The organism is Paraburkholderia unamae (assembly GCF_003096875.1).
GTDB classification, from domain to species: Bacteria; Pseudomonadota; Gammaproteobacteria; order Burkholderiales; family Burkholderiaceae; genus Paraburkholderia; species Paraburkholderia unamae.
Genome location: NZ_QEOB01000003.1, coordinates 279,314 through 296,291, shown reverse-complemented (window position 1 = coordinate 296,291; position 16,978 = coordinate 279,314). Strand labels below are relative to the sequence as shown.

21 protein-coding genes, 1 tRNA gene and 1 pseudogene are annotated in these 16,978 nt (G+C 63.9%); 11 read left to right on the top strand and 12 right to left on the bottom strand.

What is annotated here, in order from left to right; genetic code table 11:
* Positions 1–85: 85 nt before the first annotated feature.
* Positions 86–700, bottom strand: coding sequence for an AcaB family transcriptional regulator (locus tag C7402_RS08420; protein WP_116610243.1), 615 nt, complete (start codon positions 698–700; stop codon positions 86–88).
* Positions 701–1,342: 642 nt separating this feature from the next.
* Between C7402_RS08420 and C7402_RS08415 the strand changes: the two genes are divergently transcribed.
* From C7402_RS08415 to C7402_RS08395, 5 genes and pseudogenes are all read left to right on the top strand, one after another.
* Positions 1,343–1,609 (top strand): DUF7696 family protein, encoded by a 267-nt coding sequence (locus C7402_RS08415; protein WP_116610242.1) that lies wholly within the window; start codon positions 1,343–1,345, stop codon positions 1,607–1,609.
* Positions 1,606–2,904, top strand: a complete 1,299-nt coding sequence (locus C7402_RS08410) for a recombination directionality factor (protein ID WP_116610241.1) — start codon at positions 1,606–1,608, stop codon at positions 2,902–2,904. The genes C7402_RS08415 and C7402_RS08410 overlap by 4 nt, the downstream gene beginning before the upstream one ends.
* A 124-nt stretch (positions 2,905–3,028) precedes the next feature.
* A complete protein-coding gene (locus tag C7402_RS08405) occupies positions 3,029–4,399 on the top strand; it encodes a metallophosphoesterase family protein (protein WP_116610240.1) in 1,371 nt (456 codons plus the stop codon).
* Positions 4,400–4,614: 215 nt separating this feature from the next.
* Positions 4,615–5,160, top strand: a complete 546-nt coding sequence (locus tag C7402_RS08400; RefSeq protein WP_116610239.1) for a hypothetical protein — start codon at positions 4,615–4,617, stop codon at positions 5,158–5,160.
* A pseudogene (locus tag C7402_RS08395) lies at positions 5,148–5,315 on the top strand (AAA family ATPase); the annotation flags it as partial. The gene C7402_RS08400 and the pseudogene C7402_RS08395, both read left to right, overlap by 13 nt.
* A 177-nt stretch (positions 5,316–5,492) precedes the next feature.
* Here the strand turns inward: C7402_RS08395 and C7402_RS08390 are convergent.
* The 7 genes from C7402_RS08390 to C7402_RS08360 form a co-directional block, all read right to left on the bottom strand.
* Positions 5,493–7,163, bottom strand: coding sequence for a site-specific integrase (locus tag C7402_RS08390; protein WP_116610237.1), 1,671 nt, complete (start codon positions 7,161–7,163; stop codon positions 5,493–5,495).
* A 340-nt stretch (positions 7,164–7,503) separates the two neighbouring features.
* Positions 7,504–8,004 carry a hypothetical protein gene (locus tag C7402_RS08385; protein ID WP_116610236.1) on the bottom strand — a complete coding sequence of 167 codons (501 nt, stop codon included), beginning with the start codon at positions 8,002–8,004 and terminating at the stop codon, positions 7,504–7,506.
* Between the two features lie 119 nt (positions 8,005–8,123).
* Positions 8,124–8,366 carry a hypothetical protein gene (locus C7402_RS08380; RefSeq protein WP_116610235.1) on the bottom strand — a complete coding sequence of 81 codons (243 nt, stop codon included), beginning with the start codon at positions 8,364–8,366 and terminating at the stop codon, positions 8,124–8,126.
* 237 nt (positions 8,367–8,603) lie between these two features.
* Positions 8,604–8,912, bottom strand: a complete 309-nt coding sequence (locus C7402_RS08375) for a hypothetical protein (RefSeq protein WP_244314781.1) — start codon at positions 8,910–8,912, stop codon at positions 8,604–8,606.
* Between the two features lie 106 nt (positions 8,913–9,018).
* Complete coding sequence (locus C7402_RS08370) at positions 9,019–9,300, bottom strand: hypothetical protein (RefSeq protein WP_116610234.1); 282 nt, start codon at positions 9,298–9,300, stop codon at positions 9,019–9,021.
* 62 nt (positions 9,301–9,362) lie between these two features.
* Positions 9,363–9,794, bottom strand: a complete 432-nt coding sequence (locus C7402_RS08365; protein ID WP_116610233.1) for an Hsp20/alpha crystallin family protein — start codon at positions 9,792–9,794, stop codon at positions 9,363–9,365.
* Between the two features lie 40 nt (positions 9,795–9,834).
* On the bottom strand, positions 9,835–10,275 hold the full coding sequence (locus C7402_RS08360) for an Hsp20/alpha crystallin family protein (RefSeq protein WP_116610232.1): 441 nt from the start codon (positions 10,273–10,275) through the stop codon (positions 9,835–9,837).
* A 198-nt stretch (positions 10,276–10,473) separates the two neighbouring features.
* Between C7402_RS08360 and C7402_RS08355 the strand changes: the two genes are divergently transcribed.
* From C7402_RS08355 to C7402_RS08335, 5 genes are all read left to right on the top strand, one after another.
* The gene (locus C7402_RS08355) at positions 10,474–11,112 is read left to right on the top strand and encodes a diguanylate cyclase (RefSeq protein ID WP_116610231.1); all 639 of its coding nucleotides are present in this window, start codon (positions 10,474–10,476) and stop codon (positions 11,110–11,112) included.
* Positions 11,113–11,281: 169 nt separating this feature from the next.
* Entirely contained in the window at positions 11,282–11,599 is a 318-nt protein-coding gene (locus tag C7402_RS08350) for a co-chaperone GroES (protein ID WP_116610443.1), read from the top strand.
* A 76-nt stretch (positions 11,600–11,675) separates the two neighbouring features.
* Positions 11,676–13,298: a chaperonin GroEL gene (groL, locus tag C7402_RS08345; RefSeq protein ID WP_116610230.1), complete on the top strand. Its 1,623-nt coding sequence runs from the start codon at positions 11,676–11,678 to the stop codon at positions 13,296–13,298.
* Positions 13,299–13,405: 107 nt separating this feature from the next.
* The gene (locus C7402_RS08340; RefSeq protein WP_116610229.1) at positions 13,406–13,660 is read left to right on the top strand and encodes a hypothetical protein; all 255 of its coding nucleotides are present in this window, start codon (positions 13,406–13,408) and stop codon (positions 13,658–13,660) included.
* A gap of 83 nt (positions 13,661–13,743) precedes the next feature.
* The gene (locus C7402_RS08335; RefSeq protein ID WP_116610228.1) at positions 13,744–14,133 is read left to right on the top strand and encodes a hypothetical protein; all 390 of its coding nucleotides are present in this window, start codon (positions 13,744–13,746) and stop codon (positions 14,131–14,133) included.
* Positions 14,134–14,302: 169 nt separating this feature from the next.
* On the opposite strand, the gene C7402_RS08330 is transcribed toward C7402_RS08335, so the two are convergent.
* The 4 genes from C7402_RS08330 to C7402_RS08315 all read right to left on the bottom strand — a co-directional run bounded on the left by C7402_RS08330 (position 14,303) and on the right by C7402_RS08315 (position 16,131).
* Positions 14,303–14,375: transfer RNA gene (locus C7402_RS08330), tRNA-Lys, on the bottom strand.
* 44 nt (positions 14,376–14,419) lie between these two features.
* Positions 14,420–14,989 carry an Hsp20/alpha crystallin family protein gene (locus C7402_RS08325; RefSeq protein WP_116610227.1) on the bottom strand — a complete coding sequence of 190 codons (570 nt, stop codon included), beginning with the start codon at positions 14,987–14,989 and terminating at the stop codon, positions 14,420–14,422.
* Positions 14,990–15,267: 278 nt separating this feature from the next.
* The gene (locus C7402_RS08320; protein WP_116610226.1) at positions 15,268–15,675 is read right to left on the bottom strand and encodes an Hsp20/alpha crystallin family protein; all 408 of its coding nucleotides are present in this window, start codon (positions 15,673–15,675) and stop codon (positions 15,268–15,270) included.
* 15 nt (positions 15,676–15,690) lie between these two features.
* Positions 15,691–16,131 carry an Hsp20/alpha crystallin family protein gene (locus tag C7402_RS08315; RefSeq protein WP_116610225.1) on the bottom strand — a complete coding sequence of 147 codons (441 nt, stop codon included), beginning with the start codon at positions 16,129–16,131 and terminating at the stop codon, positions 15,691–15,693.
* 247 nt (positions 16,132–16,378) lie between these two features.
* Between C7402_RS08315 and C7402_RS08310 the strand changes: the two genes are divergently transcribed.
* Positions 16,379–16,762 (top strand): hypothetical protein, encoded by a 384-nt coding sequence (locus C7402_RS08310; RefSeq protein WP_116610224.1) that lies wholly within the window; start codon positions 16,379–16,381, stop codon positions 16,760–16,762.
* The last annotated feature ends 216 nt before the right edge of the window (positions 16,763–16,978 follow it).

Here is a 16,978-nt window from a genome sequence, read left to right as displayed (position 1 = left end):
GTTCTCCTCACAGGTACGGTCGAGCGTATCCGGCCAGCGCGAAAGTCAAGCTGGCGACAGGACGCACAGCAATGCCGGAACGGGATCAGCCTTCGCGGCGGGTGCCGTCGAAGTCGTACTGGTCGTTGTCAGGGATGCACAACTGCCGGATGTGCGTGAGCTTCTTCTCGGCGTTCGCCAGCATGCCGGCGTAGCGCTCCTCTGAAAGCATCCGCGACGCGACGGCAGAGCGTGCACGCACGAACAGCCGGTCGTACTGCGTCAGGCATCGAACCAGTTGCCCTGCAAGCGGCCGCTTTATCTCGAGCTCAATCTGCTCACTCGGGAAGGGCAGGTTGCGTGCGCCGAGTTGCTCCACCCAGGCAATGGCCTTCGTGAACCATTCGCTGGTTTCGCGCATGGCGATGTCCAGTGCCCGCAGCTTGCCGCCGCGGGCGACGGCAATCTTGCTCGCGCAGAAGTTGTAGTCCGAGCGGATGTAGTTGCGCGCGAAACTCGAGCTGTACTTCAGCACGGTCAGCTGGTCCGATTCGGGAATGATCTTCGCGTACCGGGTGTCGCTGGTCAGACGCTCGATGGGCTTGAGCCCCGGCCCGGAGGGCACGGGGGTAAGGTTGGTGGGCGCGACAGGCGTCGCGTCCGGCGTCGCGTCGCCGGTGGTCTGGTCCGGGCGCGGCGCGTCGTCGAGTACGGCGGCCATGATGGTTTTCGGATGTGGTCTCTCTCGCTTTCCATTGTCTGTGCGATTCGTCTGCACAATACGTTCAAAAGCTGCGCGAAATTGGCCACCATTCAGGTCGGCCACGCCAGTCCAGCCAGGTAATACTGGCTTCATTGCTCGCGTCACCTGACGCATCGACCTCGACTCCGTAGCCCGGAGTCCATCTTCTGTCCCAAGCCGTGCCTTCAGGGCATGCTCCGACCAGCCGGCAACTGGTGTGGAATATCTCTCGTGCTGAGCGGCTCGCCACCTGCTCCCCTCCCGTCAGTCGTAATACTCGTCGCCGGCCGCATTCATTTGCGCCGCGACATCGTTCGAGCCCGGGCTTTCGGGTGTTCTCTCTCCAGGCCCCGTCCGGATAGAACGATCGAAGTGGACTGACCCGTGATCCTGCGGCGAAAACTCATGTTTTCGGAAAAGGGCTGTCTGCGTGACGTGATCATGTCGCGCCGGGAACGACTTTCCGTTCCCTGCTATGAGCCTTGCGGCTCCCTGCACGCCACGTCCCCGGAAGGGACGTGGCGTGTGGGTTATCTCACACTGAATCAAGAACGCGTTCCTCTTGCCGGGGAGCGCGTTTTTTTTCGTCCGTGCTTTTCCATTCCCTGCCCCGGAGGTTCCATGCTTCCCAACCGCATTGACGTGCGTATCGCCGACACGATCAGCCAGACGATCGACAGCGAGCGCGCGACCACTGACACCACGACCGGCGCATGGCGCGCGCGTTGTGAGGTCGCCCGGATTGCGATGCTCGCCGACAGCGAGCGCCGCGTTGTCCTGTCCCATATTGCCACCCGTCGCGGAGAGGCAGCCGCATCGAACCTGGCGCAGTCGGCCAGCGAGATGCGCACCTCGGCGATCTTCATTCTTTCAAGGAAACTGTCATGAACGCTGTCATCAGCCTGCCGGCCACGCCGGTTCGCAGCATCGTCGAGGAACGCGCGCTTCGGCCGCCCACCATCGGCCGGATTCGACCCGGCATCAAGGTACTGACCTCCGCCGCGCGGAAAAACGACCAGGTCGTGAGGCTGTACGACCAGCTGCTCGCCGCCGGCGAGTCGTTCGAGCACATTGGCGACGAAATCCAGCGCCGCCTCGGGTTGAAGAATGCGCTCGCGCCGCGCAATGTGCCGTATTTCACGTGCCGCCGCTCGGATTTCACCAATCCCGATGTGGCCGATGAGATCCTCCGTCGTTATGGCGAAGATCGCGGCGACGGGGTGAAGCTCTACCGGTTTCCGGCCACGTTCGCATTCAACGACTGGATGGGCAACCTGCCCAACGAGATGGCTGCCTGGACGACGAGCGGGCGGCGCTTCTTCTCCGAGTACGGTGCGGACGGCACACGCTTCTGCAAAATGCACGCGAAGCCCGAACGCGACACCCGTGCGCAGCGCGCCACGCGCAACTTTGGTCCACGACCGACGATCCTCCGCAACGACGAGTCGATTCCCGACGGTGTCTGCAACCCGCAGGGCTGCCCGCAGTATCAGTCGCGGCAGTGCAACCTCTCGGCACGCTTCATCTTCGCGATCCCTGAGATCAAGGGCCTGGGCTTGATCGAGTTGCCCACCAACTCGATCTACGTGCTCCAGAAAGCGTATTCGGCCATGCAGACCGTGCTGTTTGCGCGCGGCCGCCTGACCGGCACCCGCTTCTGGCTCTCGAAGCGGGAGTTCGACATCACGCGCATCAACGAGGAGGGCGAAGCCGTGCGCCAGCCGCAGATGCTCACCGTGCTCGACGCGGAGATCGACATGAGCGCGCTGCTCGATGGCGCCGACGAGCATGTGCCGGCGCTTGAGGCGGCATCCGAAGCCGCGCAGTTGCTCGAAGGCGGAAACGTCCATGTGCTTCCGGTGTCCGCAGCTGAGGCAGCTGCCAGTCCAAACACAGCCGACCCGCTCACGCAGGGTGTTGGAGCCAGCTGTGAATTGCACGAGGTCGAGTCGCTCGATGACAAGCGCGACCGGATGTCGGATCTGCTCAAGCGTCTGGGATTGAGCACGCAGGCGCGCCAGCAGGATTTCCGCACCTTCGCCCACGCGCAGTGTGGCCGGGGCTGGACGCAAAAGCCTGAGCAGCTCGACGCCATGAACACTCGCCTTGAAGCCGCGCTCGATGATCCCGCAACGCTTGATCGCGAGATCGAAAGCGCCGTTCAGCAAGCCATGTTTGGCTGAAACGCGGTCGCCCCTTCAGGATTGGCCGTTCAACCTTTAGTCACTTTTCTGACCCCGCTCGCGCGGTATTCCAACCCATCAAGGCTGCCCTCGGGCGGCCATTTTTCGTGTGCGGAGGTGCATCTTGAAGATCGCCCATTTTTCTGACCTGCATTACTCGCCCGACAGGCTCGACGAGGCCGATCGCTGCTTTGGCTTCGCGGTGGATGATGCGATCGCTCGCGCGGCGCACGTGGCAGTCGTCTCCGGCGACTCGACGGATCACCGGCTCGACGCGCATTCTCCGGCGCTCGGCGCGCTTGCGCGCCAGATCCATCGTCTCTCGGCGGCCATGCCGGTCGTCATGCTGCAAGGTACGTTCTCGCACGAGCCGCCCGGCACACTGGATATCTTCGCGCTCATGGGTTCGCAGCACAGCGTTTTCGTCGCGAGCCGCATCCAGCAGGTGGCGTTCGTCGGCGGGACATTCGTGCCTTCCGCGGGCGCCGTGTTCAGCGAGGAGGAGCTCCCGGGCATCATCGCAATGCGACCCGAGGTCGTGTTCACCTGCGTGCCGACGATCAACAAGGGGCAGTTTGCTGCCAGCGTTGGTGCGCTCGCTGCGGCGACGGGTCTCGGCGACGTACTCGGGACCTATCTCGCGGCGGCCGGCCAGGTCAACGCGAAGCTGCGCGATGCGGGCGTCCCGACGGCGGGCATCTCGCACGGGACGGTCAATGGCTGCGAGACCGAGCACGGGGTCACGATGGCAGGATTCGATCACGAGTTCTCGCTGTCTGCGCTCTTCGATGCGCAGTGCTCCGCTTTCATGCTGGGCCATATTCACAAGTCGCAGTCTTGGGAGCGCGGAGGCCATCGTGTCGGCTACGCCGGTTCGATCGGCCGCTTTCACTACGGCGAGGAGGGCGACAAGGGTTACCTCTTATGGGAGGTGGATACCTATACCGCGGCCATGCAACTCGTGCCCACGCCGTCGCGCCGGACGGTCTGCGTCGATTTTGACGGCGTGCCGGACATGGAGCGGCTCGCGCGGGTTGCCGGGGAGTGCGGCGACACATTCGTGCGTGTGCGCTGGCAGATCGACGAGGAGCATCGTCAGTCCGTTGACCGTGCCGCGATCAAGGCGCTGTTTGCGAACGCCCCGGGCCTCAAGCTTGAGCCACGCATCCTGCCGGTCGTGCGCAGCCGGGCGCAGGGCATCAGCCTGGAGACTTCCGTCGACGCCAAGCTCGCGCGGTGGTGCGAGCTGGCGGGCGTCGACGCGGCTACGGTCGTTGAGCGTTTGCAGATGCTCGACACCGGGGAGGCGGAAGCCATCGCGGACGCTATCTTCAACCGCCTCGACAGTGCGCCAGCCTTGCCGTCGTTATCGCTCATCGACGGCTGTGCACCTGACATCCAGGGTCCGCCGCCTATGCCGTCATCGCCTGTTCGTTGCGAAGCCAGTCCGGGCACCGGCGACTGGCTCGATGGCGATCTGTTTGCAGCGGCGTGAGCCGCCAGGGTGCGAGCGGGGCCAGTATGGCCCGCTCGCACGCGCACACTGCCGTGTTGCGGGAGGGCGTTCCAACGCGCGCCCTGCCGCAACAAGGTTCACCCGCGTCAACGACGCATCGATCGCGGTTCCGCCCGCATCCATTTTTTGTTCAACCCTGACGGGGCGCGATCCCCGCTGGGGGCGTGCTCTGTTCAATTTCTGGAGCCACGCCCATGTTTGGTCTTTATCCCTCCGGTCCCGCCTGGGTCCGGCATTTCACCGCAACCGTACCGGCCCGTGAAATCCAGCAGCTTCTCGTGAAGCATGCCGGATTCGTTGCCGGGCTTTTCCATCAACCCTTTGGCGCGCAGCGCGGGGCCGTCATTGCCCAGCGCAACGGCTTTGTCGTCATGACCGACGACCTCGAAGCCAGTCACGCCGAACTTGTCGTCGCCCCCGACGTCGAGTTGACCAACTTGCTCTGGTCGCAGAGCAGCGGGTACGCCAACCAGTGGTCAGCACGCGAACTGCACGCCCTGACCGGCTGCGACGGCTGGGAGTCACTCCTGAAGGCCGCTGGAAACTGGTTCAGTCGCGCGGGCGATGATCTCGCGCTTGCCGTGGCCGGAACACTCGGCGCGAAGCCGGTCGCACCTGCGGCGCCCGCGATAGATCCCGTGCTCAGCGTGTCGTTTCCCGACGACGATGATGCCCCGTGGTTGCCGTCCGACTATCTCCACGAGACGCCATTCGCGGAGGGCATGTCATGCGGCCACTGATCCTCACACTGGAGGGTTTCATCGGCGTGCGCGACGGCATGAAACGTGACGCCATCACGCTGGATCTGGAATCGCTGCCGCCGGGGCTCATCGCCCTGACCGGGCCGAACGGAGCGGGCAAGTCCACGCTGATGGACAACCTGCATCCCTACCCGTCCGCCGAAGTAAAGATGTTCCGTTTTGCGAAGTAAAGTTGGACCTTTGCCGAGTTCGGGTGAATTTGCGCGATTCCGAAGAATTGCTTTCGTTAAAAATCAATCGGTTGCGAGATTCGCGAAGTAAAGATGAAGCCTTTTCGTGGTCCGGATTGATGGCCATGTAACCGCGGGGAGCTAGCGCTCTGGCACACCAAACGCCTGATCGAACTGCCTTGCCCGTTTGACCTCGTCGCCGTGCAGATAAATTGACGTCGTTGAGATCGACGAATGCCTCAGATTGTCGCGCACCATGATCAGTTCGGTGCCGCGGGCGAGCGCGAGTGAAGCGTGCGTGTGTCGCAGCCAATGGGGGCTCGCGCGCCGGAGCTTCTCCGCCATCGCAGGCCGCTCATCCTTGATCGTGTTAGCGACCACTGCGAAGAAACGGCGCAGCACGCGACCGAGTCGCGTGGTTTCGATCCCGGTGCCATCTTCTGCGAGGCTGGCCACGATCACCGTTGCGGGATCCCATCGTTCGCGCGTGACCGGCAACCGGCGTTGCACCAGGTACTGGTCGAGTGCCATACGCGCCAGCGTCGGGAGCGCAACCTTGCCTGTCTTGCCACCCTTGCCGACAAGGTGCAGCCAATGATTACCGTGTTCATCGATGCGGATGTCGCCGAGAGTGGCGCCTATCAGTTCACTGGCTCGCAGGCCGGTCGCATACCCGAAATCCAGCAGGAAGCGAAGACGCTGGGCGGCCGCCTCATTCCAGCCGTAAGACCATTCAAGACCGTCGGCGATCGCGCGGAGCAACAGCCATTCGCCTTCGGTAAAACCGCGGGTGACATCGAGGCCCGCCTTCGTGCTTCCTCGCACCTTGACGCCCGCGAACGGGTTCGCGAGGACGTAGCGCTGCTCGACCAGCCAGCGGAACAGGGCCGCAAGTACGGTGAGTGCGTACGCGGCGGAGCGCGTCGATAGTGGTCCGCTGAACGGTCGCCATTCCACGCTTTGTCGCGACCGCGACGGCCCGATCCAGCGTTCGCGTGGCGTCGGCCGTCGCAGGAACGCCCGGTAGGCGATCGCGTCGTCCGTGGTCAGCGACGACAACGCGCAGCCCCGCTCGACGATTGCCCACAGGATCAGGCGTTCCGCCTCTTTCCGGTAGGCGCGCCGGGTCGCGGTCGACTCGTGCAGGGACAGCCAGGACTGGACAGCTTCGTAGTCGTTCGACGCCTTGAGCAAACAGACGTGCCGTGGTGCGCGAAACTGTCCTTGCGAGCCGTCGACCTCGTGCGGCAGACGCAGCTGTTCCCATGGCACGACCGGTCCGGAAGGTGCTGCCGCAACCAGCGCATGGGCACGTTCAGTCAGAGCCGGATGGACCGCAAAAAATGCTTCGACATGGCGTGCCCCTGCCGTGCCGAGTCCGGCGATCGCTGTCCACCAGCACCGCCGGCGCGGAATCCGTACAGTCAGGTCTGCGAGCGTCCGGATCCCGTGCGCCTGCAAAGCGGCAACCACCCGAGGTGGCAACCACTGGTCGATGTCGTCGGCGATGTGCGGTTCCGGTGCCGGCAAGTTGCGCAATGTCTCGATCGTGTGCGCAACGGTATCTGCCGACGCTGCCGATCGCTCGTCGAATGTTTCTGCCAGGTCGGCCCGGTGACGACTCGTCGCGAATACTACCAGTGCGCGCCGGATGCGTCCGAGCATGCCGCGGGCAGACATCCCTGGCGTCTTGCGCTCGCCCAGATATCGGGCGACAGCCGAGCGGGCGTCGAGTCCGGCATACCACGCGCGCAGTGCAGCGAGTTCGGCGTCGTCGGGGAACCGGACGGGTTCAGTCTCACGCGTTCTCATGACCGCCAGTTTAGTCGAGATTTGACGCTGGACCGATAATAATAGTTATCGGTCCATCATCATTTGAAGCCAAGTGTGCCGTTTCTCTGACATCTGTTCCGCTAGCTTGCAGGGGAGGAAATCCGCGCCGCGCCAAAGGGGGCAGACAAGGAAAGTGCTTAAGCTGCGCATAACGCTTTCCTCAGTAGCCTCGCGGATGCGCGGCGGCACAATGCCGCTCCAGCAGCATTTTATGTGGAGCGGGTTCGCTCGATGCGACCGAGCCTGGCTCGCGAAAACTGACCGCTACGACGTCAGGCGACATTCCCGACGCGGGATGTTTGCCGGCATGACAAATCTGCTAGTCGCGTTGGAGTGAGCGGGTGGGCTGGCGAGGCACGTCGCGACCGACCGGCAGGCCAATCCCCGAGAGAAGGCATCGCGCCTGGGCGAAACCGCTCTCCGGATAGCGCTCGAAAATCCGGTTGAACTCCTCGACGAGAGGACGGGCACGCTCCGGCACGGGCGCGTCAGGCCCCAGCATCAAGGCCGTTTGTCCAAACTTGACTGGTCCAGCCTTTATCAAGGCACGCAGTCCAGAATTCGCGCTGCCGCGCCCGAACAGATCCATGCCGTATGCGCGGATCATGGCGCGCACGATCGCTTCGGCAGCGGGCGTGAGGCTCGGCATGGCCTCGACCAGGCGCAGGTGCGGTGAGCGCACATCCGGCGCGGTGAAACGTCCGATATCGTCGATGTCGGCTTTCAGACGCTGCACCGGCAGATCAGCGCTGAAGAGCAGGAGCCGGATGCGTTCATAAAGCGCGTCCTTGTCGGGATTGATGACTGCGATGTCTGTCATTCTCTTTTCCTCGAAGTGGCTTGAGCCCAAATTTTCGGAGGCACAGCGAACCGGAATCGGATCGACCATCAAATCGCAGGTGTTCACCTCGCGTCCGTTCGGCGATCGCGGACTGGGAGCTAGGTTCGTCGAACATACCGGTCCGAAACGACTGAGCGTTGCTGGATCCATGCGACAGCAAGCTCCAGCGCTTCATCGCGTGCCTCCTGGGGGCTGGCGAACTCCCCTTCCACGCCGAGCGTGCGCGTTTCGCCCGCCCGGTCGGTGACAATGGCTGCGGCCGTGTAACGGCCGCTCCCGGTGGCGGTGACCACCGGCCGGAGCTCGCAGCCGTGATACTCGATGACTGAGTCCGTGTTCATCTCACACCTCCAAACAGGGCGCCGCACCCAGACCGCCCGCGGCGACGAAGTTTCGCTATCAGTTCATGCAGCACATGGCCTTCCACATCGCACCGCACCCGTGGGTTACCGTCGGTGCGACCGGGCGCGACCACGACGACTCGTGTCGCGCCGAGGTGGCCCGGGAGGCCCCCGGCAACCTCGCGACCGCGCCTCATGGCGAGGAAGGCAAGCCTGGCGGTGCGCTCACACAGCCATTCAGCCTGCGCGTCCCGGCACCACAATATCCGTCGTGTGGCCACCCGGCACGGAGGGCGTTTCCGGCCTTGTCCCGCCGTCGTTGCCGGTGGTGTTCCGCCTTCGACGTGGTGCGTCGCCCGGGTGGAGCGCGTCGAGGAACGTTCTGCCCTTCCCGGTCAGGTAGGCGCGGCGTGCGCCCCCGGCGCAATGTTCCAGCATGACCAGCTGGCGCTCGAGCAGCGCGTCGAGTTCGGCGCGGTTCATGTCGAGCTGGTCCGGCGCCTGACGCACCAGCATCAGGGTCGCAAATTCGTGTGGGCTGAGCATCTTCTTCTCCCGTAAAACAGGGTCCCGAATCCAGAGGCCCCCTGCAGAAAAACGACACATCGTGCAAGCCAGACAAGGGGCCGCACTACCATGCAAAGCGGCGCTGTCACGCGAGGAAGCGCGCCGGCGAACCCGTTTCGCTGAGACAGCCCGCGTTGATGGCACGTATCGCGTACTCGACCGTCTCCCGGTGCGCCTCGTCCACGCTTGCACAGTGCTGGGCGTAGCGCGGCAGGTGCCAGTCCGCAACCGTCTGCTCTGCGCGCCGGATGCGCACGACGGCCACGTACGTATCCCGGCAAGCAGGAGGCAGCGCGCAGTGCCGAACAGGAAACGCGCTGGTCTCGATCATGAAGCCCTTCCAGCTTTGGCTGCGTACGTTGTCCATACCTTCCTCCGCATGGCGGGTCACACGGAGCGGACCGTGCGGACCACTCCGCATGACCGGACTTACCCCTGTGCATACGTCTGACCAACGCGCACCTCAATGCGTCGCGGCTTTGCCCCCTCACGACGAGGAATGGTGAGCTTGAGCACGCCATCGCGCAGCTGTGCGTCGATGCGCGAGACGTCGAAATCGGGGCTGAGCGTGAAGGCGCGCCAGAAGTGCGGGTGGCGTACCTCGTCATGCTGCGGGCGCAGCCCGGGTGGGGTCGGGATAACCGCCTCTGCCTCGATGTTCAGGCTGCCGTCCTGCACCCGCACGTCGAGCTTTTCGCGCGGCACACCTGGCAGGTCCGCGTAAAGCGTGATGCCGTGGCTGTCCTCGAAGACGTCCACCGCAGGTGCGGTCCGGATGAGCGGCTTCGCAGGTTGCGCACCCTCGCGCGAAGCCACGTCGGTGTGCGACTCACGGGTAGCCCGTTCAGTGCTGTCGTTCATGATGTACTCCGTGCTGTCTCGTATTTCATTTGCGCCGGGCTCACTGGACGGCGATGGCGCGTGGCTTCGACGCCTCGGAACGTCCGACGCTCACCGTCAGACAACCGTTCGCGTAGCACGCACTGACCTTGTCGGGATCCGCGTGCTGCGGCAGCTCGATCACGCGCCGGAATGCGCCCATGAAGCGTTCCCTGGCGTAGACGCGGGTCTCATCGTCCGCTTCAGGTCCGGGCCGCTTGCGCTCGCCGCTGATCGTCAGCAACCCCTTGTCGATCGAGACGTCGATTAAGGACGGATCGAGTCCTGGCGCGAACGCGACGATCTCGACGCTGTCGTCGGTGCTGCCGATGTTGACGGGAGGAAAGGTTTCGCTGCGCGTGGCGCGCAGGCTCGCGGGAAAGCCCGCGAAGACGCTGGCCATCTGCCGTTGCAGGCGGTCGAATTCGCCCAGCAGACCGGTGCTGAAGAAAAGATCGCTCATGACTGGCTCCCTGAAACCGGGGCCTCTCACGAAGAACGAACCGGACCACGCGCCCCAGTTCGCCTGCCGGTGGGAGACCCCTCTGACAAACAAATCGAAACACGCAGCGCTTGATCGCGACTGCCTGAGCGATGAATAAAATAGCGCAAGGAACGGAAATTTCAAGAGGCCCTGCAACATGTCAACCCGGGAGGCTTCATGGACCTTTTCGACAGGCTTCAGGAGCAGATAGACACCGTGCGCCTGCCGCTCTTTGCCGTCACCGTCACGGCGGCGGCGCAGGTGAATACACCGCTCATCGCAATACTCCACTGGCACGGATTCCGGCGCGCGACGCCACTTGTCCTGCCCGGCATTGAGATCCCGCCACGACCGGTTCCGGGATCGACCGTCCAGCTCGATGCACCGTGGCACCGCTTCGAGACCGTGGACGCCATGCTGCTGGACGCGGCCTGGCAATCCGGTGCATGGGATGTCGAGCGCGTGGAGCAGCGCGGCTGCAACGTGATCGGCGCCAGCGCTGCCGAGGCGCTCGCCTGCCGTCAGGCGTTTGGCGACTACGGAGAGGACGGGGCGCCAGGCCAGCCGCTTCTCGATGACGAGACCGAGCGCAGGGAGCTGATGCAACTCGCCGCGCGCAGGGGCTACGTGCGCTGGCTGTTCCGGCCCGTCAAGGGCGGCCTTTGGCGCACGCTCGACGAACCCGACGACAGCCTTGACGCCGATGGCGGACGCCAGCCACCCTGTCCCGTGCGGCCTGAGCCCCGCCGCCAGGATCGACGCGGCCGCACAGTTTATCGCCTCGGCACTGTCCATCGCATCCTCCTGCCGCGCTGAAACAATTTGTTACAACGAGCCATTTTCGCGCCCCTTGAAGGGCGCGGTGGGCGCCTCTATTTCGCTTTCCGCCAGACATTGGCTCGGCTGCACGGAGGCGCCCCACGCGCCCCGGTACCCCCAGCCGCATTCCCTTATTGGTGATCCTTTAATCGCTCAGGAGATGGAAATGCAGATTCGTCCCCTCTACGACCGGGTTATCGTCAAGCGAACCGAAACGCAGCGGACGACGGCCTCGGGCATCGTGATTCCCGATTCAGCGGCAGAAAAGCCTGAACAGGGCGAAGTCGTCGCAGTCGGCAGTGGCCGGCTGCTGCAGGATGGAACGCTGCGCGCGCTCCAGCTGAAAGTCGGTGACCAGGTGCTCTTTGGCAAATATGCCGGCCAGACCGTCAAGGTCGATGGCGAGGAGCTGCTCGTCATGCGCGAGGAAGACGTCATGGGCGTCCTCGAGGCCGACGCGGGCGCCGCCCGCAAGGCCGCCTGACATCCCGTTACGGTCGCGGATACCCGGCCGGTCGTTCGCGACGCGTTGAGTCAACGACTTTATCCGGAGCAACAACATGAGTGCAAAAGACGTCAAATTCCATGACAGCGCACGCGCCCGTATCGTCAAGGGCGTGAACGTCCTCGCCGATGCCGTGAAGGTCACACTCGGACCGAAAGGCCGCAACGTGCTGATCGAGCGCAGCTTCGGCGCGCCGACCATCACGAAGGACGGCGTGTCGGTGGCAAAGGAAATCGAGCTGAAGGACCGCTTCGAGAACATGGGTGCGCAGGTGGTCAAGCAGGTCGCCTCGAAGACCGCCGATGTGGCCGGGGACGGCACCACCACGGCCACCGTGCTGGCGCAGGCCATCGTGCAGGAAGGCATGAAGCACGTCGCCGCGGGCATGAATCCGATGGATCTGAAGCGCGGCATCGACAGGGCCGTGTCCGCCGTGCTCGACGAGCTGCGCACGCTGTCGAAGCCGATTTCCACGAACAGGGAGATCGCACAGGTCGGTTCGATCTCGGCGAACTCCGACGAAGCGATCGGCAGGATCATCGCCGACGCCATGGAGAAGGTGGGCAAGGAAGGCGTGATCACGGTCGAAGACGGCAAGTCGCTCGAGAACGAACTCGACGTGGTCGAGGGCATGCAGTTCGACCGCGGCTACGTGAGCCCCTACTTCATCAACGATCCCGACAGGCAGGCGGCCTGGCTTGACGATGCGCTGATCCTGCTGCATGACAAAAAAATCTCGAACATCCGCGACCTGCTGCCGGTGCTCGAGGCAACGTCCAAGGCCGGCAAGCCGCTGCTGATCGTCGCGGAAGATATCGACGGAGAGGCACTGGCCACGCTCGTCGTCAACGCGATGCGCGGCATCCTGAAAGTGGCGGCCGTCAAGGCGCCCGGCTTCGGCGATCGCCGCAAGGCCATGCTTGAGGACCTCGCCATCCTCACGGGCGCGACCGTCATCTCGGAAGAAACCGGCAAGCAGCTGCAGAAGGCAACGCTGGAGGATCTCGGACGTGCGAAGCGCGTCGAGGTGCGAAAGGACGACACGATCATCATCGATGGCGCGGGCGACGAGGCGCGCATCGAGGCGCGCGTGAAGTCCATCCGCACGCAGGTTGAGGAAGCGACGAGCGACTACGACCGCGAAAAGCTCCAGGAGCGCGTCGCGAAGCTCGCAGGTGGTGTGGCCGTCATCAAGGTCGGGGCGGCAACCGAGGTGGAGATGAAGGAGAAGAAGGACCGCGTGGACGACGCGCTGCACGCCACACGCGCGGCGGTCGAGGAAGGCATCGTGCCGGGTGGGGGTGTGGCGCTTCTGCGCGCGCGTTCGGTGGTGGCGAGCCTGAAAGGCGCCAACAGTGATCAGGACGCGGGCGTGCAGATCGTGCTGCGCGCGCTCGAGGCGCCGCTGCGCGTGATTGCCGCCAACGCGGGTGATGAGCCTTCCGTGGTGATCGCGAAAGTACTCGAAGGCAGGGGCAACTTCGGCTACAACGCCGCCACCGGCGAGTACGGCGATCTCGTCGAGGCGGGTGTGGTTGACCCCACCAAGGTTGCGCGCACGGCACTACAGAACGCCGCATCGATTGCCGGGCTGATCCTGACGACGGACGCAACGGTCGCCGAGGCGCCGAAGGACGGGAAGCCGGCGCAGACCCCCGCACCGGAATTTGACTACTGATCCGGGAACGTTTCCGCATGCGCCGGCCAACAGTCGCGGCCGGTGCAACCCGTTCGGCGCCGCACGCTGTCTCCGTCCTGCGGCGCCGCTTTTTACTGGAAACAAACATGAAACTCGAACTTTGCATTGACTCAAAGCCGCTGACCATTGAAATCGACGATGTCGTCGCGGGACTGCTGGCCGTTCGCCTGAATCTGCCCGACAGTGAAGACCACCGTGCGGCCCTTGCGCGCTATCTCAGCGAGAAGGGCGAGCCGTGGATTCTCGACGAAGAGCACATGCGTCGGCGTGTACTTCGCAGGCTCATTCTGGATATCGCTGACCCGGCACTCGTGATTCGCCATCTCATGGCTGATGAGTGAACCGCGCTGGTCAGTCCCGGTCGGGAAGCACGGCACGACCACGCTATCCATTTGCATCGTCATCCTTATAATCTGACATATCGATGTCCGGCTATCCGCATTTGCCTGCCCGCTCGTCGGCCAGACTACCTGCTGGCGTGCTCGGTCTGGACTATCTCAAGTTTCTGCAGCTCTCGGTTGATGATGGGCTTGCCTGTGAGTTCGACGATGCCGCGCTGCAGGACGCTATGGCAGCCGTCCGTAGCGGTTCAATGCGCGCGGCGCAGCCGGCAATGAAGGTCTTCTTTGATGGCTGCCAGTTCTGGCTTGCCAGTCACTTTCACCGCTATGAGGCGGCCCGGCGTCTTGGTGCCCGCCACCAGGAATTCTGGTGTGAGATTCAACCCGGTCCGAAGGACCACGCCGGGCGATATGCATCGGGAGACCCCAGCCTTATGCGTTTCCATCGTGATCCTTCCGCGCGCGCTGGCTAACCGCTGTCCATGGCCTGCCTGGACTGGCGCCGTCCTTGCCCCGCGACAGGCGCTTTTAATGTGCCGATTGCAGAGGGGTCGTTTTGCAGCCTGCGCCTGGCCGATGGCAGCCGTCAAACGGCGTCGAAGCCACGTTTGCCGGGTGGCGTCGGATGCCCCCGGTTTCATGTGGGCCGTACTGGATTCGAACCAGTGACCAACGGATTAAAAGTCCGCTGCTCTACCAGCTGAGCTAACGGCCCGGTACTATTTTTCGCCCGCCGTCATGGCGCTTTGCATGCTCACCCTAACCGATATCGATCGTGCGACTCGCGGACGGCGCTGGCTCCATTTTCGGCACGGTCAACGTGAGTACGCCGTTATCGAACTTTGCCAGCGCGCGACCGGGATCGGCGTATTCAGGCATCGGGATCGTGCGCACGAAGCGTCCGTGGGCACGCTCCAGCCGGTAGCAGCCGTTTTCCTCACTGCGCACATCCTGCCTTTTCTCACCGCGTAGCACGATCGCGCCGTCCTCGACGCTCACCTTCACGTCTTCGCGCTCCATCCCGGGCAGTTCTGCGGTTACGCGCAGCACCGGCCCCTCATCGACGACGTCGATGCGCGGCTGGAAGCGCGACGAACTGAAGTCGCCGAACCATCGTTCGAGCACGCCACGGCCTGCAAACGGGTCGTGAAAAAACTCCTCCGCGGCGCGCCATTGTTCGCGTGAGAACAGTCGCGCAATGTCAGGCAGGGAGGCGCGCCATTGTTCGTTTTCGCTCTGCGGCGGGCTCTCCGGGCCGTCCGCATCGGACTTGCGCCCAGCCCCGCGAAGGAACTTGAAGGGATTCCACTTTTTCGGATCGGGGTTCATCGTTTCCTCCTCTGGTATCTGGCAGGAGAACCGTATTCCGCTCATGGCGCCCGCGCCGCCGTTTTTTCCGCTGCCGCCGTTTTCGGACTGGGTCCCGGGCGGTTGCCGCGGCCACCTTGCTCCGCAGCGGAATGTCCCCTTTCCAGGCCGCCTGATGGCGCGAGACAGCGCGTCGCGCTGCGGGAACGGCTGGCTTACCCGGGCCTCCGCTGTCGGAGGGTGGCAGCCAGGCAGCCGCCACCCGGACGCTTCCTGCCGTGGCTGCCCGCGCGCCGACTTCAGCCTGTACGCACTTCGATGCGCCGCGGGCGCGCCTCGTCGCGGCGCGGGATCGTGAGCTTCAGTACGCCGTCCTGCAGACTTGCCTCAATCTTCGACGTATCGAAGTCCGGGGAGAGCGTGAACGTGCGCGCAAAGCGCGGCTCACGGACCTCGGCATGCTGCAGCCGCAGATTTGCGGGTGTCGGCACAACCGCCTCCGCCTCGATGACGAGACTGCTGTCATGGACCCGCACATCGAGCTTGTCGCGGGTGACTCCAGGCAGGTCGGCCCACAACGTGACGCCCTGGGTGTCCTCGTAGATATCGACGGCGGGAGTAATCGTCATCCGCCGCGCGGCGGGCCCGCTTTCGCCGCGCGTGAGCGCCGACGGGTCGCGCTTGCTCAGTTCGGTGGCATCGCTCATTTTCAGCTCCCTGCATTACTGGACGGTGATTGCTCGAGGCTTCGAGGATTCGCGCTTGCCGATAGCGATCGACAGGCAACCGTTCTCGTAGTGCGCCTGAACCTTGTCGGGGTCTGCGTTCTCCGGCAGCTCGATAACCCGCCGGAACGCCCCAATGAAGCGCTCCTGCGCATAAACTCGCGAGTCCTCACTGGTATCCGGTTGGGCCGGCTTGCGCTCACCGCTGATGGTCAGCAGCCCCTTGTCGATCGATACGTCGAGTTCCGCCGCATTGACGCCGGGTGCAAACGCGACGATCTGAATCGAGTCGTCGGTAGCGCCAATGTTGACGGGCGGAAACGCGCCGAGGCGGCTCGCCCGAAGACTGGAGGGGAAAGTACCGAAGAGGTTCGCCATCTGCCGCTGCAGCCGGTCGAACTCGCTGAAGAGGTCAGTTCCAAAGTAGAGATCGCTCATGATGCTGTTCTCCTCAAGGGATGCATGGAGGCGAACGGGCCTACGCGCTCCAGTTCGCCTGCTATCTGGCAAAACAAGTCGAAACACGCAGCGCACGGGACGTCGGGACCCGCGCGTCTGCCTGAGCGAAATTCAAGATAGGAACTGCCACGAAAATTTCAAGGGCAGAAAACCGCGACTTGCCCTTGAAAATTATGGACCGCTTCCTATCATCCGCTGCGGAACCATGCACCGGGTGGAGGACACGATGGAATTCGATACCGACTGGCTGACCCTGGGCCCACACCGCGTGCGTCTGCGCTCAACCAGGGGTTTTCCGACAGAAGCGATGCGCAAGGCGGTGGACGTCATCCGGATTGCGGTCGACAACAACATGAGCGCCCGCGCTCGCATCGTGGAAGTGGTCTGCCGGCACGAAAAAAACTATGAAGTCACGATCGGGACGACCGTCGCCAAGGACAAGGTTTGTGCGCCGCAACTCGAAACATTTATCGCGGGCGTGCTCGGCCTGCCGCCGGACCACATCGATCTGATCGTCACCACGGTGGATCAGTCCGAAGTGGACCTGCACTTTGGTGTGTACGAGCGGATGCTCGCCGAGAAACTGGGCGTGGCGCCGCCGATCCAGTGATCCGGACGGCGGCGGGATGGTCGGGCCGGCTGCCGGAGTGTGCCTCGAGCGTGACGGGAACAGACGGAAATGCGCTACCCCCACGCGGACTGAACAGCGTCAACGACGCCGACTACCTGCGGCGTCCGGCAATTTGCGGGCGAAGTCGAAGTCGCGTGCAAAGGTCTCAGGCACACTTCGTTCCGGACACGACCGCCCGACAGGTGGCCAGCGTGT